This window comes from Chryseobacterium vrystaatense (assembly GCF_000737765.1).
Taxonomy (GTDB): Bacteria; Bacteroidota; Bacteroidia; order Flavobacteriales; family Weeksellaceae; genus Chryseobacterium; species Chryseobacterium vrystaatense.
Window position 1 is genome coordinate 624820 of record NZ_JPRI01000001.1, and the last position, 19641, is coordinate 644460.

The 19641-nt window shown below is 38.4% G+C and carries 17 protein-coding genes; 4 read left to right on the top strand and 13 right to left on the bottom strand.

Annotated elements, in window-relative coordinates; genetic code table 11:
* Positions 1 to 137: 137 nt before the first annotated feature.
* From IW16_RS25570 to IW16_RS02865, 7 genes are all read right to left on the bottom strand, one after another.
* Positions 138 to 1514 carry an outer membrane beta-barrel protein gene (locus IW16_RS25570; RefSeq protein ID WP_051889863.1) on the bottom strand — a complete coding sequence of 459 codons (1377 nt, stop codon included), beginning with the start codon at positions 1512 to 1514 and terminating at the stop codon, positions 138 to 140.
* On the bottom strand, positions 1511 to 2080 hold the full coding sequence (locus IW16_RS02840; protein WP_034739486.1) for an RNA polymerase sigma factor: 570 nt from the start codon (positions 2078 to 2080) through the stop codon (positions 1511 to 1513). Before IW16_RS02840 ends, IW16_RS25570 begins: the two co-directional genes overlap by 4 nt.
* A gap of 73 nt (positions 2081 to 2153) precedes the next feature.
* On the bottom strand, positions 2154 to 2750 hold the full coding sequence (locus tag IW16_RS02845) for a DUF4840 domain-containing protein (RefSeq protein ID WP_034739488.1): 597 nt from the start codon (positions 2748 to 2750) through the stop codon (positions 2154 to 2156).
* A 278-nt stretch (positions 2751 to 3028) separates the two neighbouring features.
* A complete protein-coding gene (locus IW16_RS02850; RefSeq protein WP_034739489.1) occupies positions 3029 to 3988 on the bottom strand; it encodes a T9SS type A sorting domain-containing protein in 960 nt (319 codons plus the stop codon).
* Positions 3989 to 4029: 41 nt separating this feature from the next.
* A complete protein-coding gene (locus IW16_RS02855; protein ID WP_034739491.1) occupies positions 4030 to 5427 on the bottom strand; it encodes an outer membrane beta-barrel protein in 1398 nt (465 codons plus the stop codon).
* Entirely contained in the window at positions 5420 to 5986 is a 567-nt protein-coding gene (locus IW16_RS02860; protein ID WP_034739494.1) for an RNA polymerase sigma factor, read from the bottom strand. The genes IW16_RS02855 and IW16_RS02860 overlap by 8 nt, the downstream gene beginning before the upstream one ends.
* Before the next feature lie 96 nt (positions 5987 to 6082).
* Entirely contained in the window at positions 6083 to 6664 is a 582-nt protein-coding gene (locus tag IW16_RS02865) for a DUF4840 domain-containing protein (RefSeq protein ID WP_034739496.1), read from the bottom strand.
* 248 nt (positions 6665 to 6912) lie between these two features.
* Here IW16_RS02865 and IW16_RS02870 point away from each other — a divergent pair, with 248 nt between their 5' ends.
* On the top strand, positions 6913 to 7743 hold the full coding sequence (locus IW16_RS02870; RefSeq protein WP_034739498.1) for a helix-turn-helix domain-containing protein: 831 nt from the start codon (positions 6913 to 6915) through the stop codon (positions 7741 to 7743).
* A 63-nt stretch (positions 7744 to 7806) separates the two neighbouring features.
* Positions 7807 to 8442: a DUF417 family protein gene (locus tag IW16_RS02875; RefSeq protein ID WP_034739500.1), complete on the top strand. Its 636-nt coding sequence runs from the start codon at positions 7807 to 7809 to the stop codon at positions 8440 to 8442.
* An 89-nt stretch (positions 8443 to 8531) separates the two neighbouring features.
* Here IW16_RS02875 and IW16_RS02880 read toward each other — a convergent pair whose 3' ends face one another.
* The 5 genes from IW16_RS02880 to IW16_RS02900 all read right to left on the bottom strand — a co-directional run bounded on the left by IW16_RS02880 (position 8532) and on the right by IW16_RS02900 (position 16375).
* Positions 8532 to 9947 carry an efflux transporter outer membrane subunit gene (locus tag IW16_RS02880; RefSeq protein WP_034740520.1) on the bottom strand — a complete coding sequence of 472 codons (1416 nt, stop codon included), beginning with the start codon at positions 9945 to 9947 and terminating at the stop codon, positions 8532 to 8534.
* Complete coding sequence (locus IW16_RS02885) at positions 9934 to 13092, bottom strand: efflux RND transporter permease subunit (protein WP_034739501.1); 3159 nt, start codon at positions 13090 to 13092, stop codon at positions 9934 to 9936. Before IW16_RS02885 ends, IW16_RS02880 begins: the two co-directional genes overlap by 14 nt.
* A 32-nt stretch (positions 13093 to 13124) precedes the next feature.
* The gene (locus IW16_RS02890; protein ID WP_034739503.1) at positions 13125 to 14231 is read right to left on the bottom strand and encodes an efflux RND transporter periplasmic adaptor subunit; all 1107 of its coding nucleotides are present in this window, start codon (positions 14229 to 14231) and stop codon (positions 13125 to 13127) included.
* A gap of 261 nt (positions 14232 to 14492) precedes the next feature.
* Entirely contained in the window at positions 14493 to 15260 is a 768-nt protein-coding gene (locus tag IW16_RS02895) for a LytR/AlgR family response regulator transcription factor (RefSeq protein ID WP_034739505.1), read from the bottom strand.
* Complete coding sequence (locus IW16_RS02900) at positions 15257 to 16375, bottom strand: sensor histidine kinase (RefSeq protein ID WP_034739506.1); 1119 nt, start codon at positions 16373 to 16375, stop codon at positions 15257 to 15259. The genes IW16_RS02895 and IW16_RS02900 overlap by 4 nt, the downstream gene beginning before the upstream one ends.
* 230 nt (positions 16376 to 16605) lie before the next feature.
* On the opposite strand from IW16_RS02900, the gene IW16_RS02905 reads away from it, so the two are divergent.
* Positions 16606 to 17430 (top strand): universal stress protein, encoded by an 825-nt coding sequence (locus IW16_RS02905; RefSeq protein ID WP_034739507.1) that lies wholly within the window; start codon positions 16606 to 16608, stop codon positions 17428 to 17430.
* A gap of 173 nt (positions 17431 to 17603) precedes the next feature.
* Here IW16_RS02905 and IW16_RS02910 read toward each other — a convergent pair whose 3' ends face one another.
* Positions 17604 to 18692 (bottom strand): SMP-30/gluconolactonase/LRE family protein, encoded by a 1089-nt coding sequence (locus tag IW16_RS02910; RefSeq protein ID WP_165571948.1) that lies wholly within the window; start codon positions 18690 to 18692, stop codon positions 17604 to 17606.
* A gap of 102 nt (positions 18693 to 18794) precedes the next feature.
* Between IW16_RS02910 and IW16_RS02915 the strand changes: the two genes are divergently transcribed.
* The gene (locus IW16_RS02915; protein ID WP_034739509.1) at positions 18795 to 19631 is read left to right on the top strand and encodes a helix-turn-helix domain-containing protein; all 837 of its coding nucleotides are present in this window, start codon (positions 18795 to 18797) and stop codon (positions 19629 to 19631) included.
* Positions 19632 to 19641: the final 10 nt, after the last annotated feature.

Here is a 19641-nt window from a genome sequence, read left to right on the forward strand (position 1 = left end):
AAGCCACTTCAAAAAAATGAATGAAATGGCTCAAAAAAAAAATAATCCTAAATATTTAATATCATTTAATATCACATGGGTTTAATCAATTCCAAGACTTAATCTTCCAGCGTTTACAGTGAAAAATCAGCCTATTTTTATTGGATGGAATACCTTACACCGAATTCTAAATTCAGATTCAGTGGTTTTTCCCTGTAGATGGTTCTAATCTCACTTCCGTCATTAAAATTATATCTTAAGCTCGGCTCAAAATAAATCCCAAAATTTTTAAATAGTTTATACTGAACTCCTCCTCCCGCATTCAACGACATTTGTAATGAGTTTACCGTTAGTTCTTCTGAAAAACTTTCCTTTATTTCATGATTAACTATATAATTTGTTTTCATTTTTCCAAGGATTGATTTTTCAATCTGGGCACCGGCACTTGCATAAGCAGATATATTTCCTTTCTGCCATATTCGATAATTTATCTGAACAGGAATTCCTATATATTTGACGGTTTGCTCTCCTTTGATCATATTGGCTTCAGTTCCAGATAAGAGATCTGATGAAAGCTTTGAATAGGTCAGCCCTGTCGTCACAGACCATTGATCATTGAGCTGGTAAGAAACAGATAATCCCAATTTTACAGGGAGCTTATGCCTTATATCTGTTTTTACATCTTCGTATCTGTTTCCTGCAAAGATTTCACCTAACGGATCTTCTTCTGTTTCCGCTCCACTGTCAGCCGGAATTTCAAGCTGTTGTCCGTTCATCATAACGTAGCCTTCCTGTTGATGGGAAGAAAGAGAAGAATTGGATGAAGGCGGCCCCGATATTAGACCCAAAATCCACTTGTGATTAAAATTGTTCCTGTTCTTATCTCCATCAGTCTGAGCCAGATTTTCCTGGGAATAAGCTTCAGCAGTCAGAGAATCAAGACTGTATTTATCATTTATTTCTGAAACAGAAAAATGTCCAGCCATTAACGGTTCACTTATGTTATCATAGGAGTCCTTCGTTTCAACATCCTTCATGTTTACTTTTAGAGATTCATAAGATAAATCTTCTAATAGCTTTGTTTTCTTATTGGTCCTGATATGAGAAAACACCTTTTCATTCGTTGTGCGAGCTTTATGGTTTACCTCTTTTTTATGAATATCAAAACTGAAAACAATAGCGTCCGTATTTAAGCTTCCTGACAAAGAAGATGCCTGTACAGTCTTTTTTTGTGTTCTATTTCCCGTAAGGTTTTTAAAATCATCGTCCTGTATCTTTAGAAAGAATATAACAGAAACCAAAACTGCGATTCCAGCAGCAATACTTAATGCACCTATTCTGTGTTTTAAATTCTTTTGATCATGCTTTTTGTCATCATTTTTCTCTGTCGAAGGTTGGTCAGGCATCAACGGAAAAACATTGTATTCTTCTTCCGGAAACAGTTCTTTTTCAATACTGAGCCAAAGGCCATCCGGCGGATCATCCTCATGACCTTCAAACTTATTTTTTAGGTCGGCTAACCATTTATCTTTCATAGGGCCTCCTTTTTAAATTGTTTGTATGTATTAATTTCATGTACGAGTTTCCGTTTAGCCTTATGCAGTTGAGATGCCGAAGAACCTTCACTTATAGACAGTAATTGCGAAATCTCTTTATGGGATTTATTCTCAAATACATATAGATTAAAAACAACCCTGTACCCATTGGGCAGCAATTTTATCATGGTCATAAGCTCCTCCATAGGAACATCTGACAGCTCGGGCTCTTCATCATCTTCCTTACCTATCATTTCCTCTTCCATTGTCGAAAACTCCATCTTTGAAAAGCTTCTTATATATTGCAGCACTTCATTAATAACAATGCGTATTATCCAGGCTTTTAAGGAACCCTTTCCCATATATTTAAAAGAATCGATGTGATGAAACATTTTAATAAAGCTGTTTTGAAGTATATCATGAATGTCATCATTTCCTTTCAGATATCTCCTGCATATGGACGTAAGCTCTCGTGAATAAGAATTATATAATTCTTTCCAGGCCGATTGTTCCTTTTTAACCAAACGCGTCAACAGTTGAATCTCTGGACTATCTTTTTCAGGCATTTAACGTATCCCAAATTTAATATGAGTAAAAAGGTGTGCTTTCCCAATTCAAGCACACCTGAACAATGTTTCCTTACGGCAGTTTCTTCAACATCGGAAAATTATATTTTATTTTATCGTAGGGATTTACTGCGGTTCCCTCAACAGTTATTTTAGTGGCTTCCAGTTCGAAGTTTAGATTTTGAGTCTTTCCTTTTGTAAACACTCCTTTTTTAGCTGGGACAAATGTTACAACTACTTTTTTACTCACCCCTTCTATTGGAACCTGAAGGGTCAGCTCCTTGGGAGAAAAAGCAAGTTCAACTTCTTTTTTTTCTTTATTCAGGGCCGAAGTATAATTTAGCTCATACTTAACTTTTCCAATAGCTGTTAAAGCCTGACCCGCTTTCACAGGATCACTAATCACGGATGCAATGATCTCTTTCATTGGAAATTCTGTGAAGTTGATTATATTTTTCTGAGCACTGAAAATCACATTTGTTTCACCATTAACCGTTCCTTTTGATATAACAGCTTTTCCAGTATAATCGCCATTGACGTCTTCTATCTTTAGGGCATCGGGATTGGTTTTAGGTTTATCATCATCATCCCTGCAGCTTATGATACTAAAAGTAAAACTTAGCAGGATGAATAACACGGATAAGGCTTTGAAGCTTACGAACTTTTTCATTTTAAATTTGAATTAATTATTGATTAAAAATATTTACTTTGAGTACTCATTTATAAAATGCAGCAATTGTAAATCCTTGCCTGAAAAATTCAATAAAAAACATAATACACTGATTATCAATATCATTATTTTATAAATAAAACATCATATTTGTTTTAAATCATCATCTTGTAAGAAGTTTTGCAACAGGATTTTATAAACAAAAAGACAAACCGGTACAGACTGTCTCTATACCGGCTTATCAGCGATTAAAAAAAACTAACTCAGGATATTTACTATTACTTTTTTATGAACTTGTTCTTGTAGGTATTTCCTTCAGAATCTTTGGAAAGGATGATATAATTTCCAGGAATAAGACTGCTTACGTCAATAGGTTCATTAAAACGGTGACTGTTTTTCTTCAACGCTATTTTTCCGGACATATCAATAATGGAAATTTCTTTATAAGTCTTATCAGATTCTTTTCCTATAAAAAGGAATTGCGCTGTTGGATTTGGGTATACTTTCAGGCTGTTGGACTTTGTTTTCACGTCGTCTGTTCCCAGGTTACAGAATTCCCAGTCTCCAAAATTCAGTTTTACAAAATTTCCTGTCCCTAAAAATTCACACTGATCAGGACAGTACTCGGTGCACGCGTAGAATCCATATATTCCAGGTTCTGTAGCTGTATAGCTGTCTCCCATTACTCCGCTTATTATACAGGGATCTCCTCCGGGAGGCGGACTTGTCGGAATACATCTGTACCATACGTGTTTACCATACAGATCAGGAAATACATCATCAAATTTTACTGATGCTCCGTTACAAATATTATACTCTCCCTCTCCCACCTGCATAAACGTTCCGGGTGTAAGGGTAGTCATCATTGCTGGAAGTCCGTAAGCAAATCCATCTGCCATAACAGCAGGGCTTTCCGCGCTGCAATCACCTTCTGTAACCTGAACTTTAAAATAATAAAGCTGGTCGTCATTCCCATTAATGGTAAGCGTTTGTGAGGTGGCTCCAGAAATAGGGACCCAGGGATTGGTATTAGGTGTCTGCCAGGTCCATGCCTGTTTGTACCATTGGTAATTTCCGAATGCCTGCGTAGACAGTATCTCTGTTTCGGTATTGCAGAATACAATTTTATCCGGAAATTTCACGCCCAGTCGGGGGCTTGTAATAGTGGGATTACACTGTGCTTTTACATTCATAATACTCATGAATAATAAAGCCAAAAAAATCAGTTTGGTTTTCATATTTAAATATTTAATGGTTGGTTTAGTCTTATTTAAGGGGGTCAGTCGAGTAATATTCTGATCCCGAATTTCATATTGAAGTTTAAAGGTTTTTCTTTGTAAACGGTGTTGAGCGGGCTGTCATTTTTGAAGTGATATCCTATTCCTGGTTCTGCATATATCCCGATCTTATCTACAATTTTCATCTGCAGACCGATGGCAGAATTCACAGAAAACTGAACAGGCTTCACATCCAGGCGTTCCTCCTGTGTGTCCTGTACCTCATCATTAACAATATATTTTGTCCTGAGTTTTCCTGCTACAGCTTTTTCAGCAAGTACGCCTCCGGTTACATATCCCGTAAATCGTCCTTTCTGAATCACATTATAATTGATCTGTACAGGAATGCCAATATAATGGACACTCTGATCTCCTTTTATATAGTTGGAATTACTTCCGGAATGAAGCTCTGAGGTAAGTTTTGTATAGTTGATTCCGGTTCCTATTCCCCATCTTTTCCCAAGATTATAATACATGGATAGCCCGAATGTAACGGGAACTTTATGTCTGATCCTTGCCTCAACTTCTTTGCTCTGATTGGCCAGCAGGACTTCTGTAAGGGGATTACTTTCGGCACCTGAAATCCATACTTCACTGAATGCCATGGGACTTCCACTCATGGAGGCATAACCCGGAAAATTCTGTTCGGAAGAATTTGAGGAAACATTACCTGTAAGCATACTGAGCATCCATTTTCTGGACTTGCGTACCTGAGGTTTGGCCCTGTCATTATCTGCATACTTTTCGGGAATCTCCTTTTGAATATGATTATATATTTCCTCAGCATTCTTATTATCTTTTTCTGTTGGATTTTCAGTGACCAACGGCCTGTTAACGACCGCTGAATGGTCTTCTTTAGCCAGCCCGTCCAGTAGATTTTCTTTTTCATCAGGTGCTGATATGCGCTTATCATGGGTTACAGGCTCGAATATATTTTTAAAATATGGATTCGTTTTTATTTTATCTGTGAGTGCAGCACCAAGGTTGCTGTATTTTTCATTGCCTACAGCCTGTATCTTATCATTCGTCTCTTTTTCTGCAGGTACTGTTGTTTCCTTCCTGTTTATTTTTTGAGTTTTATCAGCAAGTTTAGATCTGTCTGCTATATTCGGATTGGTATTTTCAGGATTCGTCTCTAACAGGATTTTTCCTGTGAATAAGAGCATAGCAACAGCTGCCGCAATTCCTCCGATACGGTACAGAAGAGATTTCCCAGTGCCGGAAGGTTTATTTATATTTTCTTTTACATCATCAGTTTCAGGCATTATAATTCCCGCTATTCTGTTTTCTTCTTCTTCAGAAAAAAGCTCATCTTTTATATCTTCCCACAGCCCATCCGGAACATCCTCTTCGTGGTCTTCCATTTTCCTCTGCAGGTCATTTAGCCACTGATTATTCATATTGTGCTTTTTTTGACATTTTAAATTCTTTAATTTTCTGTACCAGCAGTCCTTTCGCTCTGTGAAACTGGGATGCGGAAGAATTTTCTGCTATTCCTAAGAGTCCGGCAATCTCTTTATGGCTTTTTTTCTCAAATACAAAAAGGTTAAAAACAGTTCTGTACCCATCAGGAAGTGACTGTATCATGTTCATAATTACTGTTTGTGGAATTTCCTCCAAATCGGGTTCTTCATCATTGGGAACATCCGGGAATTCATCCAGATCAGTGTGGGCAGTAAGCCCTGAATGCTGTTTTATATGTTTTAAAGATTCATTGACAGTAATCCGGATCATCCAGGCTTTTAAGGAGCCGCTGCCTCTGTATTCAAATGTTTCTATGGACCGGAACATTTTGATAAAACTATTCTGAAGAACATCATGAATATCATCTTTTCCAGAAATATAACGGGTACAGACCCCGGAGAGGTTTCCGGAATAAGATCCGAAAAGTTCTTTCCAGGCAGCTTCCTCCTTCGTGAGAAGGCGTTTTATCAAAATCTGCTCCTTGTTTTGTTCCATGTATGACTGAGGTCCGGTCTAGTGGCCAATTAAATTTTAAGCAAAAATAGACTGCATCCGGCCAATCACAATCTATTGTTCATATGATCTTATCTATCAATTTGTTTTCACACAGTATGGGAAGTTAAAATTAATCGCCTCAAAAGGATTCAGCACTGTGCCATCTACTGTAATTTGTTCTGCTGCCAAAATATATCTCAACGAATAATCTAATCCTACAAAGTATCCTTTCTGCTTTGCTGTGAGGGTGACGATTGTTTTTTTATTTACTCCATCTACCGGTATCTGAAGCTCCAGGTCCTTCGGAACAAAAGTGAGTTCTACCCAGTTTTTTTCAGCATTTAATACCGATGTATATTTAATATCGTATTTCACTTTTCCCATCGCTGTAAGTGCACTTTGGACTTTTACAGGATCCTTTACTACTGCCGTTACAATTTCTTTGATGGGAAACTCAGAAAATGTAAGGGTATCTTTTTTTACTTTAAAGTCTACAATTTTCTCGGTTCTAAGATCTCCCTGCATGGTAATCAGTCTTCCTTTATAATTACCGTAAACGTTTTCCACTTTTACAGGCGGTATATCTATCCTGTCCTCATTCAAGCATGAGAACAGGGAAAAGATGATTGATATGGCCAAAACGGTGGTAATAACCTTAAGTACTATTAAGTTCTTCATTTCATTATTTTTTTTGCATTAAACATTCATTGTATTGAGTACTCATCTATAAAATCCGTTTTTTCGGAAATCTTGCATGGGATGTTGAAAAAAAGAACAAGAAACCACATAACTTGTTGATTTTAAGTAAATAAAATTTTAGTATTTATTTTAGAAATGAAAAACCAGCGTGAATTTTGACGCTGGTAATTGTTTTTTAAATATAATAGATTTATCCCAAACTGCTAAATATTCCTTATATTTATTCCATGTCAGTACAGATACAATCCTATTGCCTATCCTCATTTCCTTCAGATTTCACTACTGAGAATTACTGCGTGGTTCTATTGAACGGGTCTGGTGTCTTTTCAATTGATCAGATTAATTATTCTTATGAAGGATGTACTGTTCTTTTCCTTACCCCTTATCAAAAATTAAAGCTGATTTCAGAAACTGATGATTATATTTTCATTCTTTTCTTTCACGGAGATGATTACTGCATAGAATACCATAAGGAAGAGGTCGCCTGCAACGGACTTCTTTTTAATAATATTTATCTAAATCCAGGCATTAAACTAAGTCTTGATCATTACCAATATATACTTGGAATCTTTGACCATATCAAAAAGGAGCTTTCCGAAAAACATCTTTTTTCGGGGTCTATTATTAAGACCTATATACAGCTTATACTGGCTATTTGCAGTAAAGAGAAAAGTGGAATTATTGAAGATCAGATTTCCGGCAAAAGGCTTCCGAACAAAAATGCCGTGGAATTCCAAAAACTGCTGGAACTTTATTTCAGAGAGGAAAAAGAGCTGTCATTCTACAGCGGAAAACTCCATATTACAAGTAATGCCTTAAGCAAATCGGTTAAAAAAGAATTTGGAAAGCCCCCCAGCCAGCTTATTAATGAAAGATCCATACTGGAAGCTAAAAAACTTCTTCATTTGACGTATCGTTCCATCAAGGAAATTGCTTTGGAACTTGGATTTGATGATGAGTTTTATTTCAGCAGGTATTTTAAGAACTCAGTAGGATCTTCCCCGAAGAAATACCGGGAAAAAGTAGGCATCTCCATTGTGGCTAAAATGTCCATGTAATATCCTGATATCTCTATTCTCACACGTACAGCATCAATTTACCTTTGTAAAAAAGTAAATCAAATGCAAACCAACACCCTTTACAACCACCTTACCAGATGGGATTCTTACTTCCTTAACTTTTTAAGAATCTCTATTTTTATCGTGATGGCCTGGATCGGCGGCCTTAAAGCTTTCCAGTATGAAGCCGACGGAATTGTTCCTTTTGTGGCCAACAGCCCTTTTATGAGTTTCTTTTATAAAAATGCCAACCACAAAGTCATTAACGACGACCAAAAATTGGTTTCAGAATACACCCTCCATAAAAATCCGGAAGGAAAGACTTTAAAGAAAAATATAGACTGGCACACAGAAAACGGAACTTATGCATTTTCATACGGATTGGGAACAATGATTATCACTATCGCTCTTCTGGTTCTGCTGGGAATATGGTATCCAAAGATTGGAGCTATTGGCGGAGCTTTAACTTTCATCATGTCTTTTGTCACGCTTTCTTTTCTTTTGACGACTCCGGAAGTGTATGTCCCTGATCTGGGTGGAGATCTTCCCACTCCACAGTACGGATTTCCTTATCTCTCAGGAGCAGGCCGTCTGGTTTTAAAAGACATTATCATGATGGCTGCAGGATTAGTTCTTTTTTCCGACAGTTTAAAGAAAGTTTTACGATTAATGGGCAATCATTTGGAGGAACAGAACTAAACATTTAGTTTTAAAGCTTTTGACTGCCTTAAAAATAAGAAAGAAGCTACACAATGTAACTTCTTTCTTTATCTTATCTGTTCAGTTAATTAATTGACACCTCCTCCCAGTGCTCTGTACAGCTCTACCTCAGCATTGAGTTTTTCAAGGGTGACATTCACTGCCTCCAGATCATTCTGCAGTTTATTGTTTTGAGCTGTGATCACTTCAAGATAAGTAGCCATTCCGCTTTTATACAGCTTCAACGCATCATTGATTCCTTTATCTAAAATAGCCGTTCTCTGTTCAAGCAATTCCAGCCTTTCAGATGATCCCTTAGATTTAACCATGGCATCTGATACTTCTCCTACAGCGGTCATTAAAGACTGCTTAAAGTTCATTACTGCTTTTTCCTGCTCTATCACCGCCGTTTCATAAGCTGTTTTCAGCTCTTTTTTTTGAAAGATGGGTGCCGCAAGATTGGCCGCCAGGGTTTTGGTGATGGATCCCGGTAAATCAAACCAGCTATTAAATTGGTTGGAGTTTAATCCTATCTGTGGAGACAGGCTGATGCTCGGGTACATCGCAGCTTTTGCCAATCCGGTTTTTGAATTGAGACTGATCACATTGAATTCTGCAGCTTTCAAATCCGGACGGCGGCTCAGAAGCTGTGCGGGAAGGCCTTCTGAAAGCTTATTTTCAGGAATCATCTGCTGCAAAGTTCCGGTTCTTTCAATACGTCCCGGATATTCGCCACAAAGTATGCTCAGTGCATTTTCCTGAACCGAGATATTCTGTTTTGCCAACGGAATCAGAAGTTCTGCTGTTTTCTTCTGAGCCTCCGACTGCTGCACCGCCAGTGAATTGATTTGCCCTGCTTTGAACTGAAGATTCATCATAGAAAGTGTACTGTTGCTCAATTCTATATTTTCTTCAGCTATTTTCAGCTGTTCGTCAAGGCTTATCAGATTGTAATATGCTTGCGCGACCTGAACAACGATTCTGCTTTTTACAGCATTCAGATTTTCTTTCTGTTCAAAATATCCTGCTGCGGCTGACTCTTTCTGCATTTTGGATTTACCCCAGATGTCCACTTCCCATGACAGTCTCAGTGAAGCACTGAAATCGTCTATATATTTGTTCCCTGTAAACTGTTCGTTAAGTGATCCGTTCAGGCTATTTTTCGAGGCCCAGCTTCTATTGGCTCCTGCACTGAAATCAAGGGTAGGAAGAAGTGCATTTTTTGCCTGTTTATAAGCAAGATCCAGCTGTTCTATATTCTTGATGGCAACGGCTACTTCGTTATTTCTGGTTAAGGCTTTTTCTATTAATTCCTTCAGTTTGGGATCTTTAAAGAAAGTTTTCCAGGGAAGTATGATGGTATCTCCGGTTACCTGCACAGATTCTCTATATGCAGCAGGGGCTTCCATATCAGTTCTTGTATAAGGTTTGCCTACAGTGCAGGACACCATTAAAGTGGCCACTGCTCCTGAAACAAGGATGTTTTTTATATTAAATAGTTTCATTTGATGATTTATTTTCTGGTCCCCCATTGTATTTCTTTGATGAGAACTTTTCATCGAGATATTGAAAAAACATGTACAATACAGGAATTACAAAAACTCCCAGTACGACTCCACTAAGCATTCCCATAGCTGCACTTGTACTGATGGATTTGTTTCCTGAAGCCATTCCGCCTGAAGAGACCATAAGCGGAACCATTCCAACGATGAAAGCGAGTGAGGTCATGATGATTGGCCGCAGCCTTGCTTTAGCTCCATCTAATGCAGACTCTACGATAGACATTCCTGATTTTCGTCTCTGTACTGCAAATTCTACGATAAGAATTGCATTTTTTGCCAGAAGTCCGATAAGCATAATCAGTCCTACCTGCACGTAGATATTATTATCCAGTCCGATTGCTTTTATTCCAAGAAATGCACCTACTACTCCTGTCGGAATGGAAAGCATAACTGCAAGAGGAAGGATGTAGCTCTCATACTGTGCAGCAAGAAGCAGATAAACAAACAGCAGACACAGTCCAAATATGGCAATGGTTTGATTTCCCGCTGATTTTTCTTCAAGACTTAATCCTGTCCATTCGTAACTGTAATCGGAGGGAAGTTTGTCTAATGTTTTTTCAAGTTTCCCCATTAGCTCTCCGTTACTCACACCAGGTTTTGGAGAAACATTAATATTAAGAGAATTATAAAGATTATACCGCTGTACAGATTCTGGTCCGTATACTTTATTCAAAGTGATCATCGTATTGGCAGGAACCATTTCCCCTTTATTATTTTTTACAAAAATGTCATTGAAAGCCTGTTCATCCATTCTGAAAATCCCATCAGCTTTGATATTCACTCTGTAAAATTTTCCAAATCTTGAAAAGTTCTGAGACTGATCTCCTGAAAAATAGGTCTGTACCGTACCCAGCAGATTGGATATGCTTACCCCAAGCTGCTTGGCTTTATCTTCATCCACTTCAAGCTCCATCTGCGGATAATCTGCTCTGAACATAGTATATGCAAATGCTACTTCCGGCACTTTCATCAGCTGTCCAATTACCTCATCGGCTTTTGCCTTCAGTGCCTGAGGATCTCTTCCCATACGGTCCTGAAGTACAATCTCGGCATCATTGGTCATCCCATATCCTTCTACAGGAGGCATTCTGAAGGTCATTACGCTTCCCTCTCTAATGACAGCCAGTTTTTCATTTACTCCATTTAAGATTTCATCAATGTCATGGATCTTTCCTCTTTCTTTTTTAGGTTTCAGCTTTACAAACCCCATGGCATAAGCAGGGCCCGCACTGTTACTTAATAAATTATATCCTGTAATAGATGTATTTTCCTGTATTCCTTCAACCCCTTTTAAAATAGTATTGATCTTAGCGGCAGTTTCCGTTGTTTTTGTCAGTCCCGTTCCCGGAGGCATACTTAGGGTGTACATAAAAAGGCCATCATCTTCCATAGGAACAAAACTTTTGGGTGTTGTAGTCATTAACCATGCTGCAATACCAATCACTCCAATGATCAAACCTCCTGCTATCCATTTTCGCCCGATCAGAAAACGTATACCTTTCACATACCGGTTCGTCATATTATTAAATCCAGCATTGAATGCTACCGCGAATCTCTTTCCAAATCCTTTTGGATGTTCTCCTTCTGCTGAGTGGTTATTTTTCAGGAATACAGCACATAAAGCAGGCGTTAAAGTCAGGGCATTCAGTGCTGAAATAATGATGGCAATAGCCAATGTATAGGCAAACTGCTTATAAAACATTCCTGCTGAACCGGACATAAATCCGATAGGAATAAATACCGCAGACATCACCAGTGTAATAGAAATAACAGCTCCTGTAATTTCGTTCATGGCCTTGTGCGTTGCTTCTCTTCCGGAAAGGTCTGTTCCTTCCATATTGGAGTGAACCGCCTCGACGACTACAATGGCATCATCCACAACAATACCAATGGCCAGTACCAAAGCGAAGAGTGTCAGTACATTAATGGTAAATCCTAATACCAAAAGGAAAAAGAATGTTCCTATAATGGCAACCGGCACCGCTATAGCAGGAATAATGGTAGATCTGAAATCCTGCAGAAAGAGAAAAACCACAATAAAAACGAGAATAAAAGCTTCTATTAAAGTAGACTTCACCTGACCTGTTGCTTCATCCAGCCTCTCTTTTGTACTCATTACCTTGGAATATTTTATTCCGGGAGGAAATGATTTTGAGAGCTGCTCTATGGATTTATTAATACCTACTTCAATAGCGTTGGCATTGGACCCTGTAGTTTGCATAATAGCTACGGTTACGGCATTCTTCCCATTGGAAAGGTTATCTCCACTGTAAGAAAGTGATCCAAATTCTACGCGGGCTACATCTTTAAGACGTATCAGATTGGTTCCGTCATTTTTAATGATGATGTTTTCATACTGCTCCGGTTTATTTTTTTTCCCTTTGTAGCGGATAACATATTCTAATGCCGCATCAGATTCCTCTCCCAGCTTCCCGGGAGCAGATTCTAAACTGTGATCTGCAATTGCATTGGAAACATCGGCAGGTTCAAGACCATACGAAGACATTTTCTGGGGATTCAGCCAGATCCTCATGGAGTAATCTTTGATTCCGAATACCTGGGCCTGCCCTACTCCCTTAACTCTTTTGACCTGCGGAATAAGGTTGATATTGGCATAGTTCTGCAGAAACGTTTCATCGTACTTCCCATTATCATCAGTATAGATGTTGAAAAGCATGACCATGCTGTTCTGTTGTTTTGAGGTTGTAAGTCCCATTCTTACCACTTCCTGAGGAAGTATAGGAGTTGCCTGCTGGACTCTGTTCTGTACATTGACAGCCGCCTGATCTGCATTGACGCCCTGCTTGAAAATGATAGAGATGGAAAAACTTCCGTCATTACTCGCAGTAGATTTCATGTATTCCATATCTTCTACTCCGTTGATCTGCTCTTCCAAAGGGGTCACTACGGAACGTATTACGGTTTCACTGTTTCCGCCGGGATAGGATCCCATCACGGTAATGGTAGGTGGTGAGATGTCCGGGAATCTGGTCACCGCCAGCTGGTTCAGTCCTATGATCCCCAATATGACGATGATCAGAGATATTACCGTTGCCAGTACCGGACGGTCTATTATCTTTTTTAACATGTTAAATTTTCTAAGAATGAATGTTTATCTATTTATTTCACATCTGCGGATACCAATGCTCCATCGGTAAGAACATCGATCCTGTTTACGGCAATTTTGTCCCCGGCTTTCACTCCTGTTTTTACAAAATAATCCTGTGAGGTGCTTCCTGAAATTTCAATCGGGGACATTTTTACTTTATCCTTTCCTTCCAGTTTATAGACGAAAAACTTGTCCTGAATATCTTTTACCGCTGTTTTAGGAAGTTTTACAATCCCATCCAGTGACTGATGCAGTAAAACTCTTGCTGTTCCTCCAGCCCTCAATAATTTATCCGGATTTTGAAATACAGCTTTCATTGGAATACTTCCTGTATTTTTATCAAAATTCCCACTGGCCGTTTCAACTTTTCCGTGGTAGGAATATTTTGATCCATCCGCCAGAATCAGTTCTACGTTGCCTGTATTTTCTCCTGATGCGGCCTTTCTGCTGTAAGCAATAAAATCAGCTTCGTTCATTGAAAAATAGACATTGACCATGTTGATATTGGAAAGCGTTGTCAGTGGTGATGCATCAGAAGGACTGATGAGGTTTCCTACTCTGTTGGGTATTCTTCCGATATAACCACTTACGGGTGCTTTGATGTACGTAAAATTGGCATTGATTTTTGATGAGCCTAATGAAGATCTGGCCTGACCTGCCTGCGCTGCAGCAGCATTATAATTGGCCTGCGCTGTTTTAAGCTGCATATCGGAAACTACTTTTCCTTCTACCAGAGGTTTCAGTTTTTCGACTTCCAGTCTTGCTGTTTCCTGAGCCGCAACGGCTGCTTTTAAGGCTGCTTCATTACTGTTAACCTGTTCGTTGTATACAGAGGGGTTGATTCTGAACAGGGTTTGCCCTTTATTCACATACTGCCCTTCTTTTACATAAACAGCTTCCAGATATCCTGTAACCTGAGCTTTAATATCTACATTGTCCTGTCCTTCCATACTTCCCGGATATCCTGAAGAAACATCCGCATCACCGGATTTCAGCTGAATGAAATCTGTAGGCACCGCCGCCATCTGCTGGACATTTTCCTGACCGTTTCCTGAGCCGCACGAGCTGAGCACGACAGCAGTCAATGACAGCATCCAATATCCTTTTCTATAATTCATAATGATGGATTTTTAAATTTTACACTTGCAAAATAAGCTCACAGAATAAGGATACGGATGAAGAAATCCAGTGAAACGTAATTAATAGCTGATGAAACGTAGACTAAGGAAAATGAAAGGATTTGCTGCTTTTTCATGAGTAAAGCCACCTATTTAAGTATCATAAAATCCCTCATGATAAATATTCATGAGGGGATCTTATGATATGCAACGATATGATTTTTTTCAGATTGAACGGAAGCTTAAGGTTTACTACAGCTTTTAATAATCCATCCACGATTTGAAAATGGAGGCTTTTTCCCTGCTGACGATAACTTCCATATCCGGCTGTTGTTTTCTGAGTTCCAGTTTCAGCTTTCCATTGAAATGATTCAGGACCTGTTTTACAGAATCTATATGGATAATGAACTGCCTGTTTGCGCGGAAAAAGAATTTTGGATCGAGCTGTCTTTCCAATTCTTCAAGGGTTTGCGGAACATTTTCTATGGTCCCTGTATTGAGTACTGCCTTACTCATTCCGAGTTCTGTATAAAAGTATAAAATATCTTCGGCAAGGACTGTTTTATATCCGTCACGATGAGCAAGAAGAAAACGCTTCCTGTAATCTTTAGGCTGGATATAATTCAGCAGTCCTTCAATGGCAGTTCCTACAAAGGGGACGGTTTCTATAAAGGTTTCGTAGCGCCTCAATGCGGTTTCAAGCTCATCTTCTTCTACAGGTTTCAGCAGGTAATCTATGCTGTTATATTTAAAGGCCTGTACAGCATACTCATCATAAGCCGTTGTGAATATCACGGGGCTTCGGATATCAAATTTATTAAAGATCTCAAAGCTGAGACCGTCTGCCAAACGGACATCCATCATGATCATATCAGGAGCCGGATGGTGATTAAGCCATTCCACTGTTGAGGTAATGGAGTCTTCTACGGACACTATTTCCACGTGAGGCCTCAGTTTTAAAAGAAGCCTTTTGAGTCTGTCTGCATTCAATTTTTCATCTTCGATGATTAAAATCTTATTTATCTTCATATCAATGGAAGTTTTACAATGAATTTGTGTTCTGTCTTTTCTATTTCGGGCTTTCCATAGCCTAAGATCTCATATCTTGCTTTAATATTTCTGAGCCCCACTCCTGAAGAATCCGGTTTGTTGATCAATGGCAGAAATGTATTGGCAACCACCAGCTCACCGGCCGGAAGGGTATAGACTTCTATTTCCAGCGGATTTGATTTTGACGTTTGGTTATGTTTAATTGCATTTTCAACCAACAGCTGAAGTGAAAGCGGTACCGTATACATTTTACGGTGTTCTTCACTGATATTAATTTTAAACACGACCCCTCCGCCAATCCTTTTCTCTATCAGGAAGATGTAGGATTCCAAAAATTTAAGTTCCTCTTCTATTGCGATGAGGTCTTTTCGGGAATTGACAAGAAGATAGCGGTATACCCTGGCAAATTTTTCGGAATATTCATAACCCAACTGCTGATCTTCGAGGATCAGTTCAGAAAGCACACTTAGATTATTGAAGATAAAATGTGGATCGATCTGCAGTTTAAGAGCCTGAAGCTCTGCGGCCATGGCGGCCTGCTTATGTTTTGAAGCCCTTAGTTTATGCTGAGCGGCTTCTTCTGCTGTTTTTTTCCAGTTTTCCAGAAGATAATCTACTGTATTGAAGGCGCTGATAATAAGTGATATAATAATATTGGTGGCAACCCATTGCCCTAACAGTGTAAATTCTTTGCGGTAATCGAGTTTGGACAGGTTTTCGGTGGTACTTTCGATAATAAAATTGACTACAATAATGATGAGTACACTTCCTACAATCTGAAGTACACACTGTATGAGCAGTCTTTTGACGGTTCTGTTGCTCCATGGAAGGAGTTTATTAAGCGTTCGGTCTATAAAGATGCTGACTTCTGATAAAAGTATCGAGAAAAGACATACCCACAACAGGTCTTCTGCCATAAGCTGCCAGGGTCCGTTGAGATAATCCATCCAAGCAGGATCAAAGGGATCAATCAGATAGGAAAAAATATAGAAGGTAATGATCGCCACAAGCCAGATCACCAGTCTTCTTTTTGCGGTGGAAATAATCTTCCTGTTTCGGGTTATCTTTTTTTTGAACTTAGCAATCCTGTTCATATTCGGGACTTTGTAAGTGTAAATATAAAAATTGATTCGGTAATACATCTTCCTGTTTTGGACGAGCCCGCGAAAACAGCTGGTGAAACGTAAAATAAGCGGCTTAGAATGCACCTCATCGTTTCATCATCCAAAAAAGACATTTCATCACCCCATTCAGTCAGATCACCCTTTTTTTTATAAAGAAGAGGACCTAGTCTTTATAATTTTGCCGTATTGAATTTGAAAGGATGAAAACAATAATTGTATGTACCGATTTTTCAAGTGAGGCAGAAAACGCTGTACAGTATGCCGCCTCACTTGCTCAGGAAAACAAATACAGACTCATACTTTTTTATCTCCAGCAGATCTCAGTTCATGCATTGAATGCACAGGTTTCAGCTGATTACTTTTACGAACAGACTGTTAAAAATCAGAATAAAATGATTGCTAAGGCTGCAGAACTTTATTCTCAGTATAGCATTGAGTCCGGGTACTATTTAGCGTCAGGAAGCTTTTTTGAAGAACTTGAAAACTGTATTCGTGACCATAGCGGAGACCTTGTGATAATGGGTATGAAGGAAAAGACATTTGAACAAAAACTGTTGGGAGATATTGCTACAAGAGCTATTCACAAAATTAAAAAGCCTTTATTGATTGTTCCTGCACACATACCGTATATGGGAATTAAGAAAATACTATTTGCTTACGACATCCACAAAAATATGACCTGGTCTGCGATGGATGATATTTACAGTTTCATCAACAGGTTTCATGCGGAGATCGAAATTTTTAATGTCAATGACAGACTGGAAGATTTTACACAGGTCATGAATGACATTGATCTCAATTCCGGATATGATATGGAGGATATTAAATACAGTTTTAAGATGATTGAATCTATTGAGGTTATCAAGGCTATAGAAGAGGAGATTATGCTGACCAACCCTGATATCCTGATGATGATTCCTTACCAATACAGCTTTTTAGAAAGTTTATTTCACCAAAGCAAAACAACCAGAATGGCGTCAGAAAATAAGATCCCTTTATTATCAATCCCCCTAAATATAGATTAAGTTCAATAGAAATCTGAAAACATTTGAATTATCCTTTTGCCTTAACCGGCTGAATTTTACACTTAATCTTGTTAGTAAGGCCCGGAAATTTCCGGGCCTTTATTTAATTAAAAACAGTTTTAATGACAGTAGTTTCCTCTCAACGACTCCTATTGATCAAGATTGTATATTAATCATAAAGCTCTTGCCTTAGTTTTGATTCTGAAAATACTTCCCGGTGTAGAAATATACAGTGTACCTTTATCATCATCTCCAAAAACCAAATTGGTACAGGGCTCAGGAACGGCAATCGATCCCAGAACTTTCCCTTCAGGTGATAAAATCCATATTCCACCAGGTCCGGTAGTCCAGATATTTCCTTTACGGTCCACTTTCATTCCATCTGTGATGCCTAACCCTTTTTCTTTACTTAAATCAATTAATAACTTACCATTTTTCACCGTCCCATCAGACTGTATTTCATACCTTCTGATAAAGAGGTCTGAAGATCCATTGGCATATAGATACTTTCCATCCGGAGAAATGGCGACGCCGTTGGTGGATGGAATATCATCAATCACTCTGATCACCTCTCCATTTTCTTTTAGATAGTAAATCCCTTGTTCTTTCAATTCATTGTCCGGGTTATTGTCCGGATTGATCATGCTTCCAAAGGTATCCGAAAAGTAAATCCCTCCTTTTTTATCTATAACCAAATCATTCGGCCCTCCCAATCTTTTCCCTTGGTACCGGTCTGCCAAAATTGTTTTCTTGCCGTCTTTTTCAATTCTCTCTATGGAACGACCTGTCCATGTGGCAATGAGCAGTCTTCCCTGTTTATCTAATGTCATGCCGTCTGAACCTATTAAATTAAATTCTTCATAAGCAGGGTCTTCTTTAGGTTTACTGTTATTAAAGCGCATTCCTACCCTCCATAGATCCTGAAAAGGATAACCTGTATTTTTCATATATGTGGAAACAACCCCATTTTTATCTCTCTTATAAATAACATTGGCCGCCATATCACTAAAGAGAAGATAACTTCCTGCTGACGCATCAATCCAGGTAACCCCTTCGGTAAAACCAAATCCCGAAGCTACCATTTCCAAAGGTTCATCATCATTGATCAGGCTGTTTAAAGAGGAATCTTTTTTAACTACTGCCTGATTAAAATGTTCCAGAAACTTTCCTGTTTCTGCGCTTTTGATTTTAGGGCTTTGCTCTTGCGAAAAAAGACCCGTGAAGCTCAAAGCAAAAGATACTATAAGAATAGATTTTGTCATATTTAATCTGTTGATCATCATTATTTTTTTAATATATCAAAATTAGAACGGTTACGCCTTAAAAATCAGTACAATTTTGATATAATTTTGTACTTTTATGGTATGGTCAAAAAGAATCTCTACAAACCTATAGAAGTTGAATATAAACTGGTGGAGGAGTGCCCGCTTACTAAATCAAACTATACTTTTTTCCAGATCTTATATGTGATTTCAGGAGAAGGATTTGCAATCATCAACGATCATAAAACCACCTATAGGCCGGGAAATCTGCTTTTATTTGTTCCCAATGACCATCATACACTTGATGTTCCGAAGCCATCAGAATTTCTTCTGATAAAATTTAACCGAAATTATCTCAATACCACTAAAACGCCAGAAAATATTAATTCTCTGATTCATTATGCCCCGGATCTTCAGGGATGTATTCTTCAAAATGAAGATGATAAACTGATGGTGAAAAACATATGCAGCCTTATTGTATCGGAGCTAAAAAACGGCACTTATAATCACAACGAACCCATCGTTATGCATTTCCTAAATGCACTGATTTTTATCACCACAAGAAGCATTATCACCAATCAACATGTTCTCCTTACCCAAAACTCAGAAGTCCGTATTCAAAAAATCATCTCCTATGTGCAGGAACATATTCACTTCCCGCAAAAAATAAAGGCTGAAATCATCAGCGAAAAATTTGGCTTATCTAAAAATTATCTGAGTCATTATTTTAAAAATCAAACAGGAGAAACGATAAGCCGTTTCATCATGCAGCATCGGTTAAAACTGATAGAACACAGGCTGATATTCAGCGACATCCGTGTGAATGAGATTGTGGATGAATTTGGATTTGCCGACGAAAGCCACCTTAATAAGTTCTTCAAAAAACATAAGGGCGTCAGCCTCACAGAATTCAGAAAAAAGCAAAACAAGCTTGCTTAAAAATTAAAAA

Bases quoted from the DNA above. Each gene is read 5' to 3' on its own strand.
- IW16_RS02845 (WP_034739488.1), bottom strand. From the start codon at position 2,750: ATGAAAAAGTTCGTAAGCTTCAAAGCCTTATCCGTGTTATTCATCCTG.
- IW16_RS02870 (WP_034739498.1), top strand. From the start codon at position 6,913: ATGTCAGTACAGATACAATCCTATTGCCTATCCTCATTTCCTTCAGAT.
- IW16_RS02905 (WP_034739507.1), top strand. From the start codon at position 16,606: ATGAAAACAATAATTGTATGTACCGATTTTTCAAGTGAGGCAGAAAAC.
- IW16_RS02840 (WP_034739486.1), bottom strand. From the start codon at position 2,080: ATGCCTGAAAAAGATAGTCCAGAGATTCAACTGTTGACGCGTTTGGTT.
- IW16_RS02915 (WP_034739509.1), top strand. From the start codon at position 18,795: ATGGTCAAAAAGAATCTCTACAAACCTATAGAAGTTGAATATAAACTG.
- IW16_RS02900 (WP_034739506.1), bottom strand. From the start codon at position 16,375: ATGAACAGGATTGCTAAGTTCAAAAAAAAGATAACCCGAAACAGGAAG.
- IW16_RS02875 (WP_034739500.1), top strand. From the start codon at position 7,807: ATGCAAACCAACACCCTTTACAACCACCTTACCAGATGGGATTCTTAC.
- IW16_RS25570 (WP_051889863.1), bottom strand. From the start codon at position 1,514: ATGAAAGATAAATGGTTAGCCGACCTAAAAAATAAGTTTGAAGGTCAT.
- IW16_RS02860 (WP_034739494.1), bottom strand. From the start codon at position 5,986: ATGGAACAAAACAAGGAGCAGATTTTGATAAAACGCCTTCTCACGAAG.
- IW16_RS02895 (WP_034739505.1), bottom strand. From the start codon at position 15,260: ATGAAGATAAATAAGATTTTAATCATCGAAGATGAAAAATTGAATGCA.
- IW16_RS02910 (WP_165571948.1), bottom strand. From the start codon at position 18,692: ATGACAAAATCTATTCTTATAGTATCTTTTGCTTTGAGCTTCACGGGT.
- IW16_RS02850 (WP_034739489.1), bottom strand. From the start codon at position 3,988: ATGAAAACCAAACTGATTTTTTTGGCTTTATTATTCATGAGTATTATG.
- IW16_RS02865 (WP_034739496.1), bottom strand. From the start codon at position 6,664: ATGAAGAACTTAATAGTACTTAAGGTTATTACCACCGTTTTGGCCATA.
- IW16_RS02885 (WP_034739501.1), bottom strand. From the start codon at position 13,092: ATGTTAAAAAAGATAATAGACCGTCCGGTACTGGCAACGGTAATATCT.
- IW16_RS02890 (WP_034739503.1), bottom strand. From the start codon at position 14,231: ATGAATTATAGAAAAGGATATTGGATGCTGTCATTGACTGCTGTCGTG.
- IW16_RS02880 (WP_034740520.1), bottom strand. From the start codon at position 9,947: ATGAAACTATTTAATATAAAAAACATCCTTGTTTCAGGAGCAGTGGCC.
- IW16_RS02855 (WP_034739491.1), bottom strand. From the start codon at position 5,427: ATGAATAATCAGTGGCTAAATGACCTGCAGAGGAAAATGGAAGACCAC.